Annotated in this window: 12 protein-coding genes; 8 read left to right on the top strand and 4 right to left on the bottom strand. The window is 68.1% G+C overall.

Features of this window, described 5'->3' with window-relative positions:
* Positions 1 to 31: 31 nt before the first annotated feature.
* From JNUCC0626_RS33740 to JNUCC0626_RS33720, 5 genes are all read left to right on the top strand, one after another.
* On the top strand, positions 32 to 1,474 hold the full coding sequence (locus tag JNUCC0626_RS33740) for an SDR family oxidoreductase (protein WP_394614787.1): 1,443 nt from the start codon (positions 32 to 34) through the stop codon (positions 1,472 to 1,474).
* Positions 1,475 to 1,522: 48 nt separating this feature from the next.
* Positions 1,523 to 2,554 carry an L-threonine 3-dehydrogenase gene (tdh, locus tag JNUCC0626_RS33735; RefSeq protein WP_394614786.1) on the top strand — a complete coding sequence of 344 codons (1,032 nt, stop codon included), beginning with the start codon at positions 1,523 to 1,525 and terminating at the stop codon, positions 2,552 to 2,554.
* Complete coding sequence (locus JNUCC0626_RS33730; RefSeq protein WP_394614785.1) at positions 2,554 to 3,732, top strand: glycine C-acetyltransferase; 1,179 nt, start codon at positions 2,554 to 2,556, stop codon at positions 3,730 to 3,732. Before tdh ends, JNUCC0626_RS33730 begins: the two co-directional genes overlap by 1 nt.
* A gap of 96 nt (positions 3,733 to 3,828) precedes the next feature.
* Positions 3,829 to 4,653 carry a Scr1 family TA system antitoxin-like transcriptional regulator gene (locus tag JNUCC0626_RS33725; protein WP_394614784.1) on the top strand — a complete coding sequence of 275 codons (825 nt, stop codon included), beginning with the start codon at positions 3,829 to 3,831 and terminating at the stop codon, positions 4,651 to 4,653.
* A 13-nt stretch (positions 4,654 to 4,666) separates the two neighbouring features.
* Positions 4,667 to 4,846 (top strand): DUF397 domain-containing protein, encoded by a 180-nt coding sequence (locus tag JNUCC0626_RS33720; RefSeq protein WP_394614783.1) that lies wholly within the window; start codon positions 4,667 to 4,669, stop codon positions 4,844 to 4,846.
* Positions 4,847 to 4,870: 24 nt separating this feature from the next.
* Here JNUCC0626_RS33720 and JNUCC0626_RS33715 read toward each other — a convergent pair whose 3' ends face one another.
* The 4 genes from JNUCC0626_RS33715 to JNUCC0626_RS33700 form a co-directional block, all read right to left on the bottom strand.
* Positions 4,871 to 6,046 carry an MAB_1171c family putative transporter gene (locus tag JNUCC0626_RS33715; RefSeq protein WP_394614782.1) on the bottom strand — a complete coding sequence of 392 codons (1,176 nt, stop codon included), beginning with the start codon at positions 6,044 to 6,046 and terminating at the stop codon, positions 4,871 to 4,873.
* Positions 6,043 to 6,570, bottom strand: coding sequence for a hypothetical protein (locus JNUCC0626_RS33710; RefSeq protein WP_394614781.1), 528 nt, complete (start codon positions 6,568 to 6,570; stop codon positions 6,043 to 6,045). The genes JNUCC0626_RS33715 and JNUCC0626_RS33710 overlap by 4 nt, the downstream gene beginning before the upstream one ends.
* Positions 6,557 to 7,000, bottom strand: a complete 444-nt coding sequence (locus JNUCC0626_RS33705; protein WP_394614780.1) for an XRE family transcriptional regulator — start codon at positions 6,998 to 7,000, stop codon at positions 6,557 to 6,559. Before JNUCC0626_RS33705 ends, JNUCC0626_RS33710 begins: the two co-directional genes overlap by 14 nt.
* A 61-nt stretch (positions 7,001 to 7,061) precedes the next feature.
* Positions 7,062 to 9,956, bottom strand: a complete 2,895-nt coding sequence (locus tag JNUCC0626_RS33700) for an AfsR/SARP family transcriptional regulator (RefSeq protein WP_394614779.1) — start codon at positions 9,954 to 9,956, stop codon at positions 7,062 to 7,064.
* A 73-nt stretch (positions 9,957 to 10,029) separates the two neighbouring features.
* Between JNUCC0626_RS33700 and JNUCC0626_RS33695 the strand changes: the two genes are divergently transcribed.
* Genes JNUCC0626_RS33695 through JNUCC0626_RS33685 form a run of 3 tightly spaced genes read left to right on the top strand, consistent with a single transcriptional unit; the run spans position 10,030 to position 14,779 of the window.
* A complete protein-coding gene (locus JNUCC0626_RS33695) occupies positions 10,030 to 11,358 on the top strand; it encodes an FG-GAP-like repeat-containing protein (protein WP_394614778.1) in 1,329 nt (442 codons plus the stop codon).
* 24 nt (positions 11,359 to 11,382) lie between these two features.
* Positions 11,383 to 12,705 (top strand): FG-GAP repeat domain-containing protein, encoded by a 1,323-nt coding sequence (locus JNUCC0626_RS33690; protein WP_394614777.1) that lies wholly within the window; start codon positions 11,383 to 11,385, stop codon positions 12,703 to 12,705.
* A 1-nt stretch (position 12,706) separates the two neighbouring features.
* A complete protein-coding gene (locus JNUCC0626_RS33685; protein WP_394614776.1) occupies positions 12,707 to 14,779 on the top strand; it encodes a N,N-dimethylformamidase beta subunit family domain-containing protein in 2,073 nt (690 codons plus the stop codon).
* Positions 14,780 to 14,835 lie beyond the last annotated feature (56 nt).

Below are 14,835 nucleotides of genomic sequence, written 5' to 3'. Positions count from 1 at the left end.
ACACCGACCCGGCAACCCGCAGGATCGAGGCATGCGGTGTCTCGTGACCGGCGCGACCGGGTACCTCGGCGGACGACTCGTGCCCAGGCTGCTGGCCGAAGGGCACGAGGTCCGCTGCCTCGTCAGATCGCCGGAGAAGCTGCGCGACGTGCCGTGGGCGGCCGACGTCGAGATCGTGCGCGGGGACGTGCTCGGTGACCTCGACGAGGCCCTCAAGGGCATCGAGGTCGTCCATTACCTCGTGCACTCGTTGCACTCGAAGGATTTCGCGGACGCCGATCGCAAGGCCGCGCAGAACCTGGCCTACGCCGCCGAACGGGCCGGGGTGCGCCGGATCGTCTACCTGGGCGGACTGCACCCCGAAGGCGTCGAACTCTCACCTCACCTCGCGTCTCGCAAGGAGGTCGGCGAGGTCTTCCTGCGATCGAGCGTCCAAGCCGTGGTGCTGCAGGCGGCGGTGATCATCGGGTCCGGGTCGGCCAGCTTCGAGATGCTGCGGTACCTGACCGAACGGCTGCCGGTCATGGTCACGCCGCGGTGGGTGCACAACCGCATCCAGCCGATCGCCGTGCGGGATGTGCTGCGGTACCTGGTCGACGCCACGACGCTCGAAGGCCAGAACCGCACGTTCGACATCGGCGGGCCGGACGTCCTGACGTACCTCGAGATGATGATGCGGTACGCACGGGTCGCAGGGCTGCCGCGCAGGCGGGTGCTGCCGGTGCCGTTGCTGACGCCTGGGTTGTCATCGCACTGGGTCAACGTCGTCACGCCGGTGCCGCGGTCGATCGCACGGCCGTTGATCGAGTCGTTGGTGCACGAGGTGGTGTGCCGCGAGAACGACGTCGAGGCGTTGTTGCCCGGCGAGAACATCGGCTACGACAAGGCCGTTGAGCTGGCGTTGGACAAGATCCGGGACGCCGACGTCGAGACGCGCTGGTCCGGGGCGTCCACGCCGGGGGCGCCGAGTGAGCCGTTGCCGAGCGATCCCGACTGGTCCGGCGGGTCGGTGTACGTCGACGAGCGCGAGCACCGCACGAACGCCTCCCCCGAACGGCTGTGGGCCGTGGTCGAGGGCATCGGCGGCGAGCGCGGTTGGTACTCGTTCCCGCTGGCCTGGGCGGTGCGGGGCTGGATGGACCGGGCCGTCGGCGGGGTCGGGCTCAGGAGGGGCCGCCGGGACGCGGACAAGCTCTACGTCGGTGAGGCGCTCGACTGGTGGCGGGTCGAGGAGATCGAACGCGGCGAACTCCTGCGGCTGCGCGCCGAGATGAAGGTGCCTGGGAAGGCGTGGCTGGAGCTTCGAGTGGCGGGCAACGAGGGACACGGGTCCACTTACCGCCAACGTGCCGTGTTCGTACCCAAAGGGCTCGCCGGACACCTCTACTGGGCGGCGGTCTACCCCTTCCACGGCATCGTGTTCGGCGGCATGGTGCGCAACATCGCCAATGAAGCCGAGCTTCACAAGAAATGAAGAAAGTCCTGATGGACTGCACAAGCCGCAAAGGGTGAGACTTCCCGCATGAAGGCTCTCGTCAAGGTCGCCGCTGGGCCTGGACTCGAACTGACCGACGTCCCCGACCCCACCCCGGGTCCCACGGACGTGCTGGTCAAGGTGTTGCGCACCGGCATCTGCGGCACCGATCTGCACATCGACTCGTGGGACGACTGGGCTGCCCAGAACATCAAGGCGCCCCTGGTCCTCGGCCACGAGTTCGTCGGCGAGGTGGTCGAGGTCGGCGCCTCGGTCACCGGCGTCAAAGTCGGCGACCTGGTCAGCGGCGAGGGCCACCTCGTCTGCGGGACCTGCCGCAACTGCAAGGCCGGGCGACGCCACCTCTGCGCGAACACGCGCGGCCTCGGCGTGCACTCCAACGGCGCGTTCGCGCAGTACGTCGTGCTGCCCGAGCAGAACGCCTGGGTGCACCGCACGAAGGTCGACCTGGACGTCGCCGCGATCTTCGACCCGTTCGGCAACGCCGTGCACACCGCGCTGAGCTTCCCCGTCATCGGCGAGGACGTGATCATCACCGGCGCCGGCCCGATCGGCATCATGGCCGCCGCCGTCGCCAAGCACGCGGGCGCGCGCAACGTCGTCATCACCGACATCTCCGAGCACCGCCTGGAACTGGCCCGCAAGGTCGGCGTGGATCTGGCTGTGAACGTCTCCGAGAAGACGATCGCCGACGCCCAGCGCGAACTCGGCATGGCCGAGGGCTTCGACATCGGCATGGAGATGTCCGGCAAGCCCGTGGCGATGCGCGACATGATCGCGAACATGGCCCACGGCGGCCGCATCGCGATGCTCGGACTCCCCTCGGACGAGTTCGCCGTCGACTGGAGCAGCGTCGTGCTGAAGATGCTGCACATCAAGGGGATCTACGGCCGCGAGATGTTCGAGACCTGGTACTCGATGACCGTGTTGTTGCAGCGCGGCCTCGACCTCGCGCCGGTCATCACGCACCGGTACGACCACACGCAGCACGCGGAGGCGTTCGCCACCGCGCGCGAAGGCAAGTGCGGCAAGGTCATTCTCGACTGGACGGGAGCCTGATGTACGGCGAGCTGAAGACCGACCTCCTCAAGACCATCGAGGAGATCAGGGAGGCCGGGCTCTACAAGTCCGAACGCGTCATCGCCACCCCGCAGAACGCCAGCGTCAGGGTCGGCTCCGGCAACGACGTGCTCAACTTCTGCGCCAACAACTACCTCGGCCTCGCCGACCACCCGACGTTGATCGAGGCCGCCAAGAAGGCCCTCGACGACTGGGGCTTCGGCATGGCCTCGGTGCGCTTCATCTGCGGCACGCAGGAACCGCACAAGGAACTCGAACGCAAGCTGTCCAGCTTCCTGGGCACCGAGGACACGATCCTCTACAGCTCCTGCTTCGACGCCAACGGCGGCCTCTTCGAGACGCTGCTCGGCGCCGAGGACGCGATCATCTCCGACGAGCTGAACCACGCCTCGATCATCGACGGCGTGCGCCTCTCGAAGGCTCGTCGGTTCCGCTACAAGAACCGCGACATGGACGACCTGGAGCGCCAGCTCAAGGACGCCTCCGACGCCCGCTACCGCCTGATCGCCACGGACGGCGTCTTCTCGATGGACGGCTACCTGGCGCCGCTGGACGAGATCTGCGACCTGGCCGAGCGCTACAACGCCCTGGTCATGGTCGACGACTCGCACGCCGTCGGCTTCACCGGCCCGACCGGCCGCGGCACCCCGGAGCTGTTCGGCGTCCAGGACCGCGTCGACGTCGTCACCGGCACCCTGGGCAAGGCGTTGGGCGGTGCGTCCGGCGGCTACACCTCGGGCCGCGCCGAGATCATCGAGGTGTTGAGGCAGCGGTCCCGGCCGTACCTCTTCTCGAACTCGCTCGCGCCGTCGATCACGGCCGCCGCCATCGCGACGCTCGACATGCTGTCGAGCTCTTCGGAGCTGCTCACGCAGTTGCGGTCGAACACCGAGCTGTTCCGGCGGCGGATGACCGAGGCCGGATTCGACCTGCTGCCCGGCGAGCACCCGATCATTCCCGTGATGATCGGCGACGCGGCCGAGGCGGCCCGGTTGGCCGACTTGCTGCTGGAGGAGGGCGTGTACGTCATCGGGTTCTCGTACCCGGTGGTGCCGCACGGCAAGGCCCGTATTCGCACGCAGATGTCGGCTTCACACACCACCGAGGACGTTAACCGCGCTGTCGACGCGTTTATCGCCGCACGCGCAAAGATGTAAACATCGGACTTGTACCGGCTCCAAAAACTACTTCCTTCGGGGATATTCGGAAGGAAACAATGGAGCCGGTACAGGTTCGGTTCTACTTTCGTCTCCATGCCAAGACGAAAGTCCAGCGTGGTCGGCCGCGAGTTCGGCGAGGGCGTTCGCAACGTCATCGAGCGATCTGGGATGACCCACCGCCAACTCGCCGAAAAGATGGGCTGGGACGAAGCCAAGCTCTCCGACATGGTGCGCGGCAAAGGCGGCGTGACCGAGGCGGACCTCATGCTGCTCCTGGGTTTCTGCCAGGCCACGCCGCTGGAGATCCAGTACCTCCTCGCGCTCTTCCGCGAGACCCGGGAGACCGCCTACCTGAAGTTCTCTGACGAGCCGCTGGACCAGCTGCCCGTCCTGCTCAACCAGGAACGGCTCGCCAACGAGGTCACCGTCTGGTCGCTGAGCCTCATACCCGGACATCTGCAAACGACCGACTACATGCGCGCGCTCATCCCGGCAGCGCGCGACGAGTCAGTCGACTATGAGAAGGTCATCGAGGCGAAGGTCGAACGCCGCAAGCTCTTCCACTGGAGCCGCACGTTCGTGTTCTACATTCACGAACAAGCACTGCGACTGCCGGTCGGCGGGCCGGATGTGATGAAGGATCAGTACATCCATCTGCTGGGAATGGCAGAACGCTTGTACATCACGCTGCGAGTCGTGCCGATCGGCATCGGCGCGTACGCCGGCACCACTGGTTCATTTATCCAGTTGGGCTATGAGAAGTTCGAGACGGTCGTCTTTCTCGAAGGCGAGGGCTCCGGGCTGTTCATCGAAGAGCCGAAGCCGCTCGCGAAGTACGCCAGGGTGCTGAAGTTGCTCGACGGTCAAGCCCTTGATCCGGAAGAATCGAAGGGGCTGATCAACAGCATCCTGTTCTGAGGAGGCGCTCCACATGTCGGTCTGGCGCAAGAGTTCGTACAGCGCAAACTCAAGCGACTGCGTGGAGGTCGGGCGCGGGGTCGGCGTCCGGGACAGCAAGGCGCCCGCAACGCACCTGCCGGTGTCGGGTGAGGCGTGGACGGCGTTTCTTGGTTCGGTTCGTTCGGGTCGCCGGTCCGCGCGGGCGGTCTGAACGGCGAGGGGCCTGACCTGGCGGTCATCTCGCCTCCGCTCGGGCGAACGCGTCCGCGACCTGCTCGAGCCACGCCACCTCGGCGGCGAGGTCGGAGCCGCCGGGCATCTTCGGGGCGTGGTCGTCGTCGCGGCGGTCCTGGCCCGACGAACGCACGCGCAAGCCTTCGGCGACGCTCGCTGCCTCGGCTGCGGCGGTGATCTGGGTGTCGGTCAGGCCTGCTGCCCTGGCCGTGGCGATGGCGGAGTCGCGGTGGGCTCGGCTCGTGTACGGGCGCAGGGCTCGGCGGGCGTCCCAGATCTCGATGACCCTGCGGTAGACGAAGTAGCGGAGGTCGTCGAGGCGGTAGCCGTCGCGGCGCGGTTGGTACGGCTCCTCCAGCTGCACCTCGGGGAAGGCGTTGACCAGCGCGGTCCAGAGCGGGGCCAGGCGCTGGTAGGAGCGGTAGTGCCGCCGCCACTGGCGCATGGTCTCGTAGCGGGCGCCCCACCTCGGGACGAGCGAGCCGATGGTGATCAGCACGACGCCCGCCAGTGCGGGGACGAAGCTGGCCTGGAACTCGGACCACGGCGGTTGGTGGCCGAGGTAGACGGCTGCCACGTAGGCGACCTTGTGGACGGCGTACAGCACGGAGATCGCGGAGCCGATGGCGATCAGGCGCAGGCCTCGGCGCAGCCACACGCGGTCGGCGACCTTGGACCACGTCCAGGACAGGCGGGTGACCGTCACCTCGACCAGGCCGACGTAGCCCACGAACACCAGGTTCGCGAAGACCATGAGCGGGGCGTTCATGAAGTCGTGGCGCAGCAACGCGGCGAGGTCACCGGTGAGGTAGGCCGGGACGTACAACGCCGTGATGGCGACCTGGAAGACGACGTAGACGCCGGTCCACCACCGGGCGCGGCGGTAGGCGTTGGCGCGGTCGTCGATGGAGTAGATGAAGAAGATCTGGACGGCGAGGCCGCCGGCGCACAACAACACGTGCTGGAGCCACCACGGGCTGCCGGGCACGAGGCGTTCGAGGGCCTTGAAGACGATGTCGACGCCGACGATGAGGCCGAAGACGAACCCGGCGAGCGTGCCCCAGAGGCCCCAGCGGGCGGGGTTGCGCGGCTGGCGCATCAGGACCACGAACCGGTAGATGACCAGCGCTAAGAACAAGGCCGACACGGTGATGTGCAGCGTCTGGTTGACGATCACCGGACATCACCGAGGACCTCGTCGAACCTGTCCACGACGGCGGCGGACGCCGGGTCGAGGTCGCGGTCGGGGACCAGGCGCCTGCCGATGAGTTCCCAGAGCACGGCGGCGCCGAACTCGGCTTCCTGCTCCAGGACCTTGCCGTAGGCGGAGCGGCCGAAGACGTCGCGCACGGCGGCCGGGTCGAGGTCGGGGAAGAACAGGCGGGCCTGTTCCTCGTCGAGGTGGCCGTTGCCGCGGTGGTCGAGCAGCATGTGCGCGACCTCGTGCAGGATCGTGTTCTCCTGGTGCAGCTTGGACGTGCCGAGCTCGTGGAAGATGAAGTCCTCGGTGCCGGTGGCGAGCCAGAGTCCGCGCACGTCGTTGGCGGTGGGCAGCTCGACGGCGAACAGGTGGATCGGACGGCCCCGGAGCTTGCCGAGTCTTCGCACGAACTTCGCGATGTCGAACGGCCGGGGGATGTCCACGCCGTCGATGGCGCCGGCGATCCGGTCGCGGACGGCGCGACGGTCAGTCCTCCTCATCGCGGCCCCCGTCCCGGTGCAGGTTGAGCGCGAGGTTGATGAGCTGGGCGATCCGGTCGCGGACCTCGGGCTCGGCGTCGTTGAGCTCCAGGACGCGCGCCTGCAGGGCGTCGACCTTGGTGGTCTTCATGGCCTGCAACGCCTGGACCTGGTTGCGGACGCGGGCCAGGTACTCCTCGTCGTCGGCGAAGAAGAACGCGGGCGTGACGCCGAACGCGCTGCTCAGGACCTCGATGTGCTGCTTGGTCGGGTTGTCGCGCTCGCCGGTGCGCAGCTGCCACAGGTAGGTGTGCGAGATCTTGACGTCGAACCGCTCCTGGATGTGGGCGGCGAGGGTGCGCGGGGTGAAGAGTTCCCCGCTCGGTGCGAGCACTGTGCCGAACAAGAAGCTGATCTTGCTGGACAGACTTGTCCCGTCGTCGTCAGGCATGCGAATGGCCCCCCAGGTCGTCGCTCGCTCAGATTGGCACGGCCGAACGAAGGCGTCAACGTCAGTTAACGGTCGCGCGCAGTGTTCGCGCGCTCGCTGCCAGTACGGAGAACCCGCCGTCGGTCGCGCGCTGTTCGACGTCGCTCAGCAGCTCGTCGGCGGCGCGGGGCTCACCCATCGCGAGGGTCGCCCTGGCCGCTCCGAGCAACGACTCCAGCTGCTGCACCACCACGCCTGACCTGCGGGCGAGCGCCACGGCGTGGGTGTGCCGCTCGGCCGCCGCCACGAACCGCCCGGCGAGCAGCTCCACCGAGCCGAGGGTGTTGAGGGCGTCGGTCTCGGCGCGGAAGTCGCCGAGAAGCGCGGCCAGTTCGGTCGACCGGGTGGCTGTGACCAACGCGGCTTCAAGATCACCTGTGTCGCGTTGGACACGTGCAAGTGTGTCCAACGCGTGTGCCTCCACGCCGCGGTCGTAGCCCTGGCTGCGGACCAACGCCATCTCGACGTGGCGCATCGCGTCGTCGTAATGGCCGCGTTCCTGAGCCAGCAGGGCGAGCATGTTGTACGCCGAGCCCACGAGTGCGGGGTCGATCTCGTCGTAGCAGGTCAGGGCCCACCGGTAGAGCTCCTCGGCCTCGTCGTGGCGGCCCATGAGCTGCCGGACGTAGCCGAGGTTGCCCTTCGCGCCCGCGTCCATGAGCCGGTCGCCGCTGCCGACGCAGTCGTGGAAGTGCCGTTCGGCCTCGCGGAGGTTGCCCCTGTCCTGCTCGACCAGTCCGAGGAACATCAGGTTCGCCGCCTCGGCCGCGCGGTCGCCCGACTCGCGGGCCAGGTCCAGCGCGGCCGTGAGGTGCACGATCGCTTCCTCGTTCTCGCCGAGGCAGTGCCGCGCCTCGCCGAGCAGGCGTTTTGCCGACGCCAGCGCCCGCTGGTCACCGGCGGTGCGGGCGGCTTCCTCCGCGGCCGCCGCCAGGCGCAGCCAGTGGGAGACCGGCCTGCTGAGCCAGAAGTAGCCGCCCAGTTGCTCGGCGATGCGCCACGCGGCGTCGGGGCGTCCGACGGACTGGGCGGTCTCGGCGACGGCGACGAGGCTGGGGAGTTCGGCCTCGGTCCAGCGCATCGCCTGGTCGCGTTCGGCCTGGTCAGCGGATGCGATGTCGGCTGCGGCCCGTTCGACGGCGGTCACGTAGGCACCGACCAGTGCGCGGGTCGCCGCTGCCCGGTCCGCCGGGTCGTCGAACGTGTCGGCGAGTTCGGCGGCGTACATCCGCAACAGGTCGTGCATCACAAACCGCTCCCAATCGGACTGGACGACGAGATGCGCCCCAGCCAGCTCGTCGAGCAACGCGCGCAGGTCCCCAGTTCCCGCGAGCGCCTCCGCCGTCCCGACCGTGAACGACGGGCCGGGCAGCAGGCCGAGCCTGCGGAAGAGGCGTTGCGCCGCCTGCGTGAGCGCACGGTAGGACATGTCGAACGCCCGGCGGACGGCGAGGTCACCGGCTCCCGGCACCTCCAGCGACGACAACCCGCCGGCGGCGAGGTCCAGGACGCCGTCCGAGAGGGTGCGGAACGGGACGTTCGCGAGGTTGGCGGCGGCGATCCGCAACGCCAGCGGCAGGTGTCCGCACAGGTCGGCGAGGGCGGCGAGGGCGTCCGGTTCGGTGGCGGCCCGGTGTTCGCCGAGGACCTCGACGAGCAGTTCCGTCGACTCGGCCGCGGCGAGCACCGGCAGCGTCAGGCGGCGCGCGCCGTCCGCGACGACCAGGCCGTCGAGCCTGTCCCTGCTGGTCACGAGCGCGAAGCAGCCGTTGCTGGCGGGCAGGAGGGGACGCACCTCCTCTGCCGTGTCGACGTTGTCCAGCACGATGAGCACGCGGCGGTCGGCCAGCAGCGTCCGGAACACCGAGGACGCCTCGTCGACGTCGGTGGGCACCCGTTCCGGCGCGACGCCGAGCGCGCGCAGGAAGCGGCCGAGCACGTCGACCGGGGCCGCGCCGCTCGCGTAGAGGTGGCCGTCGGGGAAGCGTTGCTGGACGCGATGGGCCCAGTGCAGGGCGAGGGCCGTCTTGCCGACACCCGGCGCGCCCGTCAGCAGGCCGACGCCGGTCGTGGTCGGCAGCGCGTCGAGTTCGGCCAGTTCGGACTGCCTGCCGACGAACCCGCGCACGCCGGGCGGCAGCTGCTTCGGCACGACCGCGGCCGCGACGACGGGTCTCAGGTCGAGGTCCGGGTCGGCACGGAGGATGCGCTGGTGCAGGTCGCGCAGCCCGGTGCCGGGGCGCACGCCGAGTTCGCGGTCGAGCAGGTCGTGAACCTCGCGGTGGGCGTCGAGGGCCTCGGCCTGCCTGCCGCAGCGGTAGAGCGCGAGCGCGTACTGGGCCCAGAGGCCTTCGCGCAACGGGTGCTTGTCGACGAGTCTGCGCAGCTCACCGACCACCTCGTGGTGCAGGCCGAGGGCGAGCCTGGCCTCGACGTGGTCCTCCTCGGCGGCCAGGCGCAGTTCGTCGAGCCGGGCGGCCTCGGACCGGCCCGAGTCCGGGAGGGCGAGCCCGCTCAGCACGTCGTCACGCCAGAGCGCGAGGGCACGGCCGAACTGCTGCACGGCCACGACCGGGCGGCCCGTGCGCACGGCGGTCTTGCCGTCTCTGGTGAGGGATTCGAAGCGCGCCGCGTCCAACTCGTCGTCCGCGATCTTGAGCAGGTAGCCGTCGCTGGTGGTGCGCAGCCTGTCCTTGCCGATCAGCTTGCGCAGCTCCGAGACGTACGACTGGAGGTTCGCGGTGGCCGACGCCGGCGGTGTCTCGCCCCAGAGCCAGTCGACGACGGTGTCCTTGGAGACCAGCTCGTTGGCGTGCAGGCAGAGCATGCCGAGCAGCAGCCGCTGCTTGCGGCGGCTGGGTACGACCGGACCGTCGTCGTTCCTGATCTCTAGCGGGCCCAGCACCCGGAAGTCCATGGGGTCTGTTCTACACAGGTGCGTGTAGTGACGTGTGCCGGTTCGTATAGGCGTTCTCGCGAACCTCGGCGGCATGAAACGAACACTGAGAACCGCTCTGCTCGTCGCGGTCAGCGCGTTGGTCGCGGGGCTGTTCACGACACCCGCTCATGCTGCGGTGGACGCACCGATCACCAGGGCGGAGGTGCTGAAGCGGTCGCAGTCGTGGATCGACGCGCGTGTTCCGTACAACCAGGGGGCCGAGTACACGAACCAGTACGGCCGCTACCGCCAAGACTGCTCCGGCTACGTCTCGATGGCGTGGGGTCTGGGCAGGTCGCGCAGCACCTACGACCTCCCCGAGATCATGGACACGATCCCCCGCGACCAACTGAAGCCGGGGGACGTGCTCTTCCAGCACAACAACACCACCAAGCACGTCGCGTTGTTCGTCGGCTGGGACGACAACGCCAGGACCAGGCCGATCGTCCGCGAGGAATGGGACGACAACCAGGTCGCCGAACAGCGCGTGTGGCCCGCGTCCTGGGCGAACGGGTTCACCCCGATGCGCTACAAGAAGATCGTCGAGGACGGCTCCTCCGGACGGCCACGCACCGACCACATCGGTGATGTGAGCGGTGACGGCTACGCCGACCTGACCGCGGTCCGGTCGGACGGCACGCTGCAGTACTTCGCGAACAACGTGAACAGCAGCCCGGAGAACCGGCCGTTCGGCAACTACACCAAGGTCGGTGAGGGCTTCGGTTCGTACACCCTCGTGCGGTCTGCCGACGTGAGCGGCGACGGCTACGCCGACGTCGTCGGGGTCAAGAACGACGGCACGCTCATGTACTTCCCCAACAACATCAACTCGGGCAACGGGCCGTACGGCGAGGCGATCAACATCGGCTCCGGGTTCCAGGAGTTCACCAACGTCATCCTCGGCGACGTGAGCGGGGACGGCTACGCCGACCTGCTCGCCACCAGGTCCGACGGGACGTTGCACTACTTCCCGAACAACATCAACAGCAACCCCGAGCGGAAGCCGTTCCTCGGCCGGACCGAGATCGGCTCCGGCTTCGCGCCGTTCGTGCAGCTGCGCGCGGGTGACGTGAGCGGTGACGGCTACGCCGACCTGATCGGTGTCCAGGGCGACGGCTCCCTGCACTACCTGCCGAACAACTACAACAGCAACAGCGACCGCCCGTTCGGCAACGCCTACAACGTCGGCAGCGGCTTCCAGATCTACAACCGGATCGTCCTCGGTGACGTGACGGGCGACGGCTACGCCGACCTGCTGGCGACCAAGTCGAACGGTCAGCTCTACCGCTACGCCAACAACATCAACGCCAACAACGGCACGCCGTACGGCTTCGGCGAGGACATCGGCTCCGGCTTCCAGATCTTCACCACGCTCGCGTGATCTTGCTTCTGCCTGGGGGAATCAATGCGTTTTTCAGCCAAGAGACTGGTGTTCGGCGTGGCCACGGCCGCGCTGGTCGCCGGCCTGACAACGGTGACGGCGGGGCCCGCGTTCGCGGAGTGTCCTGAGCAGAGGCCGAGGACCCGCGACCTCAACGTCACCAAGAAGGTCTACGAGGTCGGCAAGCGGCTCGCGGTGTCGCCGAAGGTGATGCTGGCGGGCTTCGAGGCCGGCTGGGTCGAGTCGAAGATGAACAACCTGCCGTGCGGCCACGCCGATTCGCTCGGTGTGTTCCAGCAGCAGCACACGCAGGGCTGGGGCACGCCCGAGCAGATCATGAACGTCGACTACGCGGCGACCCGGTTCTTCGAGAAGGCCAAGGTGGTCGAGCAGCGGAACCCCAACACCACTGCCGGAATCGTCGCGGCGGACACCCAACTTCCGCGCGAGGACCTGCGGTGGAAGTACGACGCGGCCGAAGCGACCGCGCAGGAGCTGCTGCGCGAGGTCGAGAGGACGTCCGGTCGCAGCGACCGCATCGGTGACGTGAGCGGCGACAGGTACGCCGACCTGCTCGGACTCAAGCCGGACGGCACCCTGCACTACTACGCCAACAACATCAACAGCAGCCCGAAGCGGTGGCCGTTCGGCAACGGAACGCTCGTCGGGCAGGGCTTCGGCGCGTTCAAGCTGCTGCGGTCCGGTGACGTCAGCGGCGACGGGTACGCCGATCTGATCGGCGTGCGGCCCGACGGCACGCTCGTGTACTTCCCGAACAACATCAACTCGGGGAACGGCCCGTACGGCGCCGGCATCGACATCGGCACGGGGTTCCAGGAGTTCAGCGACATCGTCCTGGGCGACTTCAGCGGTGACGGCTACGCGGACCTGATCGGCATGCAGGCCAACGGGACGCTCGTCTACTTCCCCAACAACATGAACAGCAACCCCGGACGCAAGCCGTACCTCGACCGGATCGACGACATCGGTCAGGGCTTCACGGTGTTCAGCAAGCTGCGCGCCGGGGACGTGAGCGGGGACGGGTACGCGGACCTGATCGGCGTGAAGCCCGACGGGACGTTGCACTACTTCCCGAACAACATCAACTCGCGGCCGTGCTGCAAGCCGTTCGACTACAGCATCGGCATCGGTGAGGGCTTCAACGTCTTCAGCGAGGTGGTCGCCGGTGATCTGACCGGTGACGGCTACGCCGACCTGTTCGGCGTGAAGCCCGACGGCACGCTGCACCACTTCCCGAACAACATCAACAGCAACGCCAACGGAAAGCCTTACACCTCAAGCGATTACATCGGTGAAGGCTTCGGCATGTTCAGCAGGGTCGTGTGACGTGAATCCTCAGGCCTACGGACGCAGGAAGGTGCTGCAAGGCGCAGCCCTGATCGCGGGCGCCGGCCTCCTCGGTGGCGGGAGCCTCACGGCTTCCGCCGCCGCGGCGGCGTTCGACCCACGACAGCGGTTCCTCAAACTCATCCCGGCCGGAAACGGTGTGCTGTACGCACTTCAGGCCGACGGCACGTTGTTCTACTACCGCCACACCGGTTGGGCGGACGGCGCCGCGTCGTGGTCGCCCGGTGCGGGTTTTCCGATCGGCGACGGTTTCCACCAGTTCGCTGACGTGCTGGCGGACGCGGACGGAACGTTCTACTGCCGCACCGGTTCCGGTGCTCTGCGCCGCTACCACTACTCGGTGTCGAATCCCGCCACCGGCGAGGGGCAGTGGACCGACGGCGGTGGCACGCAGATCGGCAACGGCTTCCAGCAGTATCCGCGGATCTTCGGCGGGTGGGACGGCGTCCTCTACTGCGTCGACCCCGACGGTGGCCTGTGGTGGTACCGGTGGACGTCTGCCGGCTGGATCAACGGCGGCGCCGGCGTGCGGATCGGCAGCGGCTTCAAGCAGTACCAGACCCTGACCGCCGGTCCGGACGGCGTGATCTACGGCGTGCGGCAGGGCGGTGACCTGCACTGGTTCCGCTTCAATCCGGACGGCGCGACGTGGGCCAACGGCGGCAACCCGTACGGGATCGGCAGCGGGTGGGGCGAGGGCTTCCACAAGCAGGTGCTCTCCGACAACGCCGGGTGCGTCTACGCGGTGAGCGTCGACCGCGGCGCGGTGCCGGTGAACGACGACACGTTGCACTGGTACCGGCTGCTGAACGCGCGAACCGTCGCTTCCGACGGCGGGCCTCGTTGGGTGAACGGCAACGCCACGGCCGTGGGCAGCGGTTTCTCGGTCGAGGCTTCCGGTGCGTTGCAGGGGTATGCGAGCTCGTTGACCGTTCGTCCCGGTGAGCGGATCTCGTTCCCGATCTCGACGAGTCTGGCCGGTGTCACGGCTTCGGTGATCCGGTTGCCCAGTCGTGCTTCGGTTTCCGCTTCCGCGTCTGTCGCAAGTGGACTTCAGACGCTGCCCGCGTCCTACCGGACCTCCGGCTGTGGCTGGTCGGAGCGGTTCTCCGCCTCGGTCACGTGGTCGTCGGGCGTGTACGCACTGGAGATGCGCACGCCGGGCGGGCTGCGGCGGCACATCCCGTTCGTGGTCAGGCCTTCCGCGCCTGCCTCGAAGATCGCGTTCCTGCTGCCCACCAACACCTACAACGCCTACAACATCTGGGGCGGCCACAACCAGTACTCGGAGGGCGAGGCAGGGCGGCAGCGGCAGTTGACGTTCATGCGGCCCAGTTCGGCGTTGTTCGTCGACGCACCGGGCCGCATCGACCACCTGTTGTACAGCGACCTCTTCCTGCTGAAGTGGATGGAGGACAACGGTCTCGGCTACGACGCGTACATCGACGGCGACCTCGACGCCGACGGCACGTGGCTGCGGCAGTACAAGGCACTGGTGCTCGGCAGCCACCCCGAGTACTGGACGGACGTGATGCGCCAGCGCGTCGCGGAGTACCTCGCGGGCGGCGGGCGGCTGATCTACACCGGCGGCAACGGCCTGTACGAGCGGATGAGCTACGCCAACGGAACCACGGCCCTGCACCGGGCGGCTTCCGGCGGCCGCGACGAGTTCCACCAGCTCGGCAAGTCGGAGTCGCAGATCCTCGGCGTGGCGTTGACCGGTGCGTACATGGACTTCTACCCGTACGAGGTGGTCTCCGACCACCCGTTGCTCGCCGGGACCGGGCTGCGGCCGGGCAGTCAGTTCGGTGCGTATGCGGACAACGGCGCGGCGAGCGGGTGGGAGGTCGACGCGCTGAACCCGGCCATGTCCGGGGTGCAGCACATCGCGCGCGGCACGAATCCCGGTGGTGGCGCGGACATGGTGTTCTGGCCGAAACCCAACGGGGGCTGGGTGTTCAGCGCTTCTTCGATGTCGTTCAACGGCGCTTTGCCGCACGACGCGGCAATTCGCCGGATTCTGCGCAACGTCTTCGACCTCGCACTCCGTTGAGAACCGCAACCCGCACTCCATCAATTACCACACGGTCATCTGCTCAGCCTGAAACA

It is taken from the genome of Lentzea sp. JNUCC 0626, assembly GCF_043632865.1.
GTDB lineage: Bacteria > Actinomycetota > Actinomycetes > Mycobacteriales > Pseudonocardiaceae > Lentzea.
Note: the sequence above shows the minus strand (reverse complement) of the source record. Positions and strands in the feature narration are given on the sequence as shown.

Coding starts and splice junctions, on each gene's coding strand:
- JNUCC0626_RS33740 (WP_394614787.1), top strand. CDS start 32: ATGCGGTGTCTCGTGACCGGCGCGACCGGGTACCTCGGCGGACGACTC.
- tdh (WP_394614786.1), top strand. CDS start 1,523: ATGAAGGCTCTCGTCAAGGTCGCCGCTGGGCCTGGACTCGAACTGACC.
- JNUCC0626_RS33730 (WP_394614785.1), top strand. CDS start 2,554: ATGTACGGCGAGCTGAAGACCGACCTCCTCAAGACCATCGAGGAGATC.
- JNUCC0626_RS33725 (WP_394614784.1), top strand. CDS start 3,829: ATGCCAAGACGAAAGTCCAGCGTGGTCGGCCGCGAGTTCGGCGAGGGC.
- JNUCC0626_RS33720 (WP_394614783.1), top strand. CDS start 4,667: ATGTCGGTCTGGCGCAAGAGTTCGTACAGCGCAAACTCAAGCGACTGC.
- JNUCC0626_RS33710 (WP_394614781.1), bottom strand. CDS start 6,570: ATGAGGAGGACTGACCGTCGCGCCGTCCGCGACCGGATCGCCGGCGCC.
- JNUCC0626_RS33705 (WP_394614780.1), bottom strand. CDS start 7,000: ATGCCTGACGACGACGGGACAAGTCTGTCCAGCAAGATCAGCTTCTTG.
- JNUCC0626_RS33700 (WP_394614779.1), bottom strand. CDS start 9,956: ATGGACTTCCGGGTGCTGGGCCCGCTAGAGATCAGGAACGACGACGGT.
- JNUCC0626_RS33695 (WP_394614778.1), top strand. CDS start 10,030: ATGAAACGAACACTGAGAACCGCTCTGCTCGTCGCGGTCAGCGCGTTG.
- JNUCC0626_RS33690 (WP_394614777.1), top strand. CDS start 11,383: ATGCGTTTTTCAGCCAAGAGACTGGTGTTCGGCGTGGCCACGGCCGCG.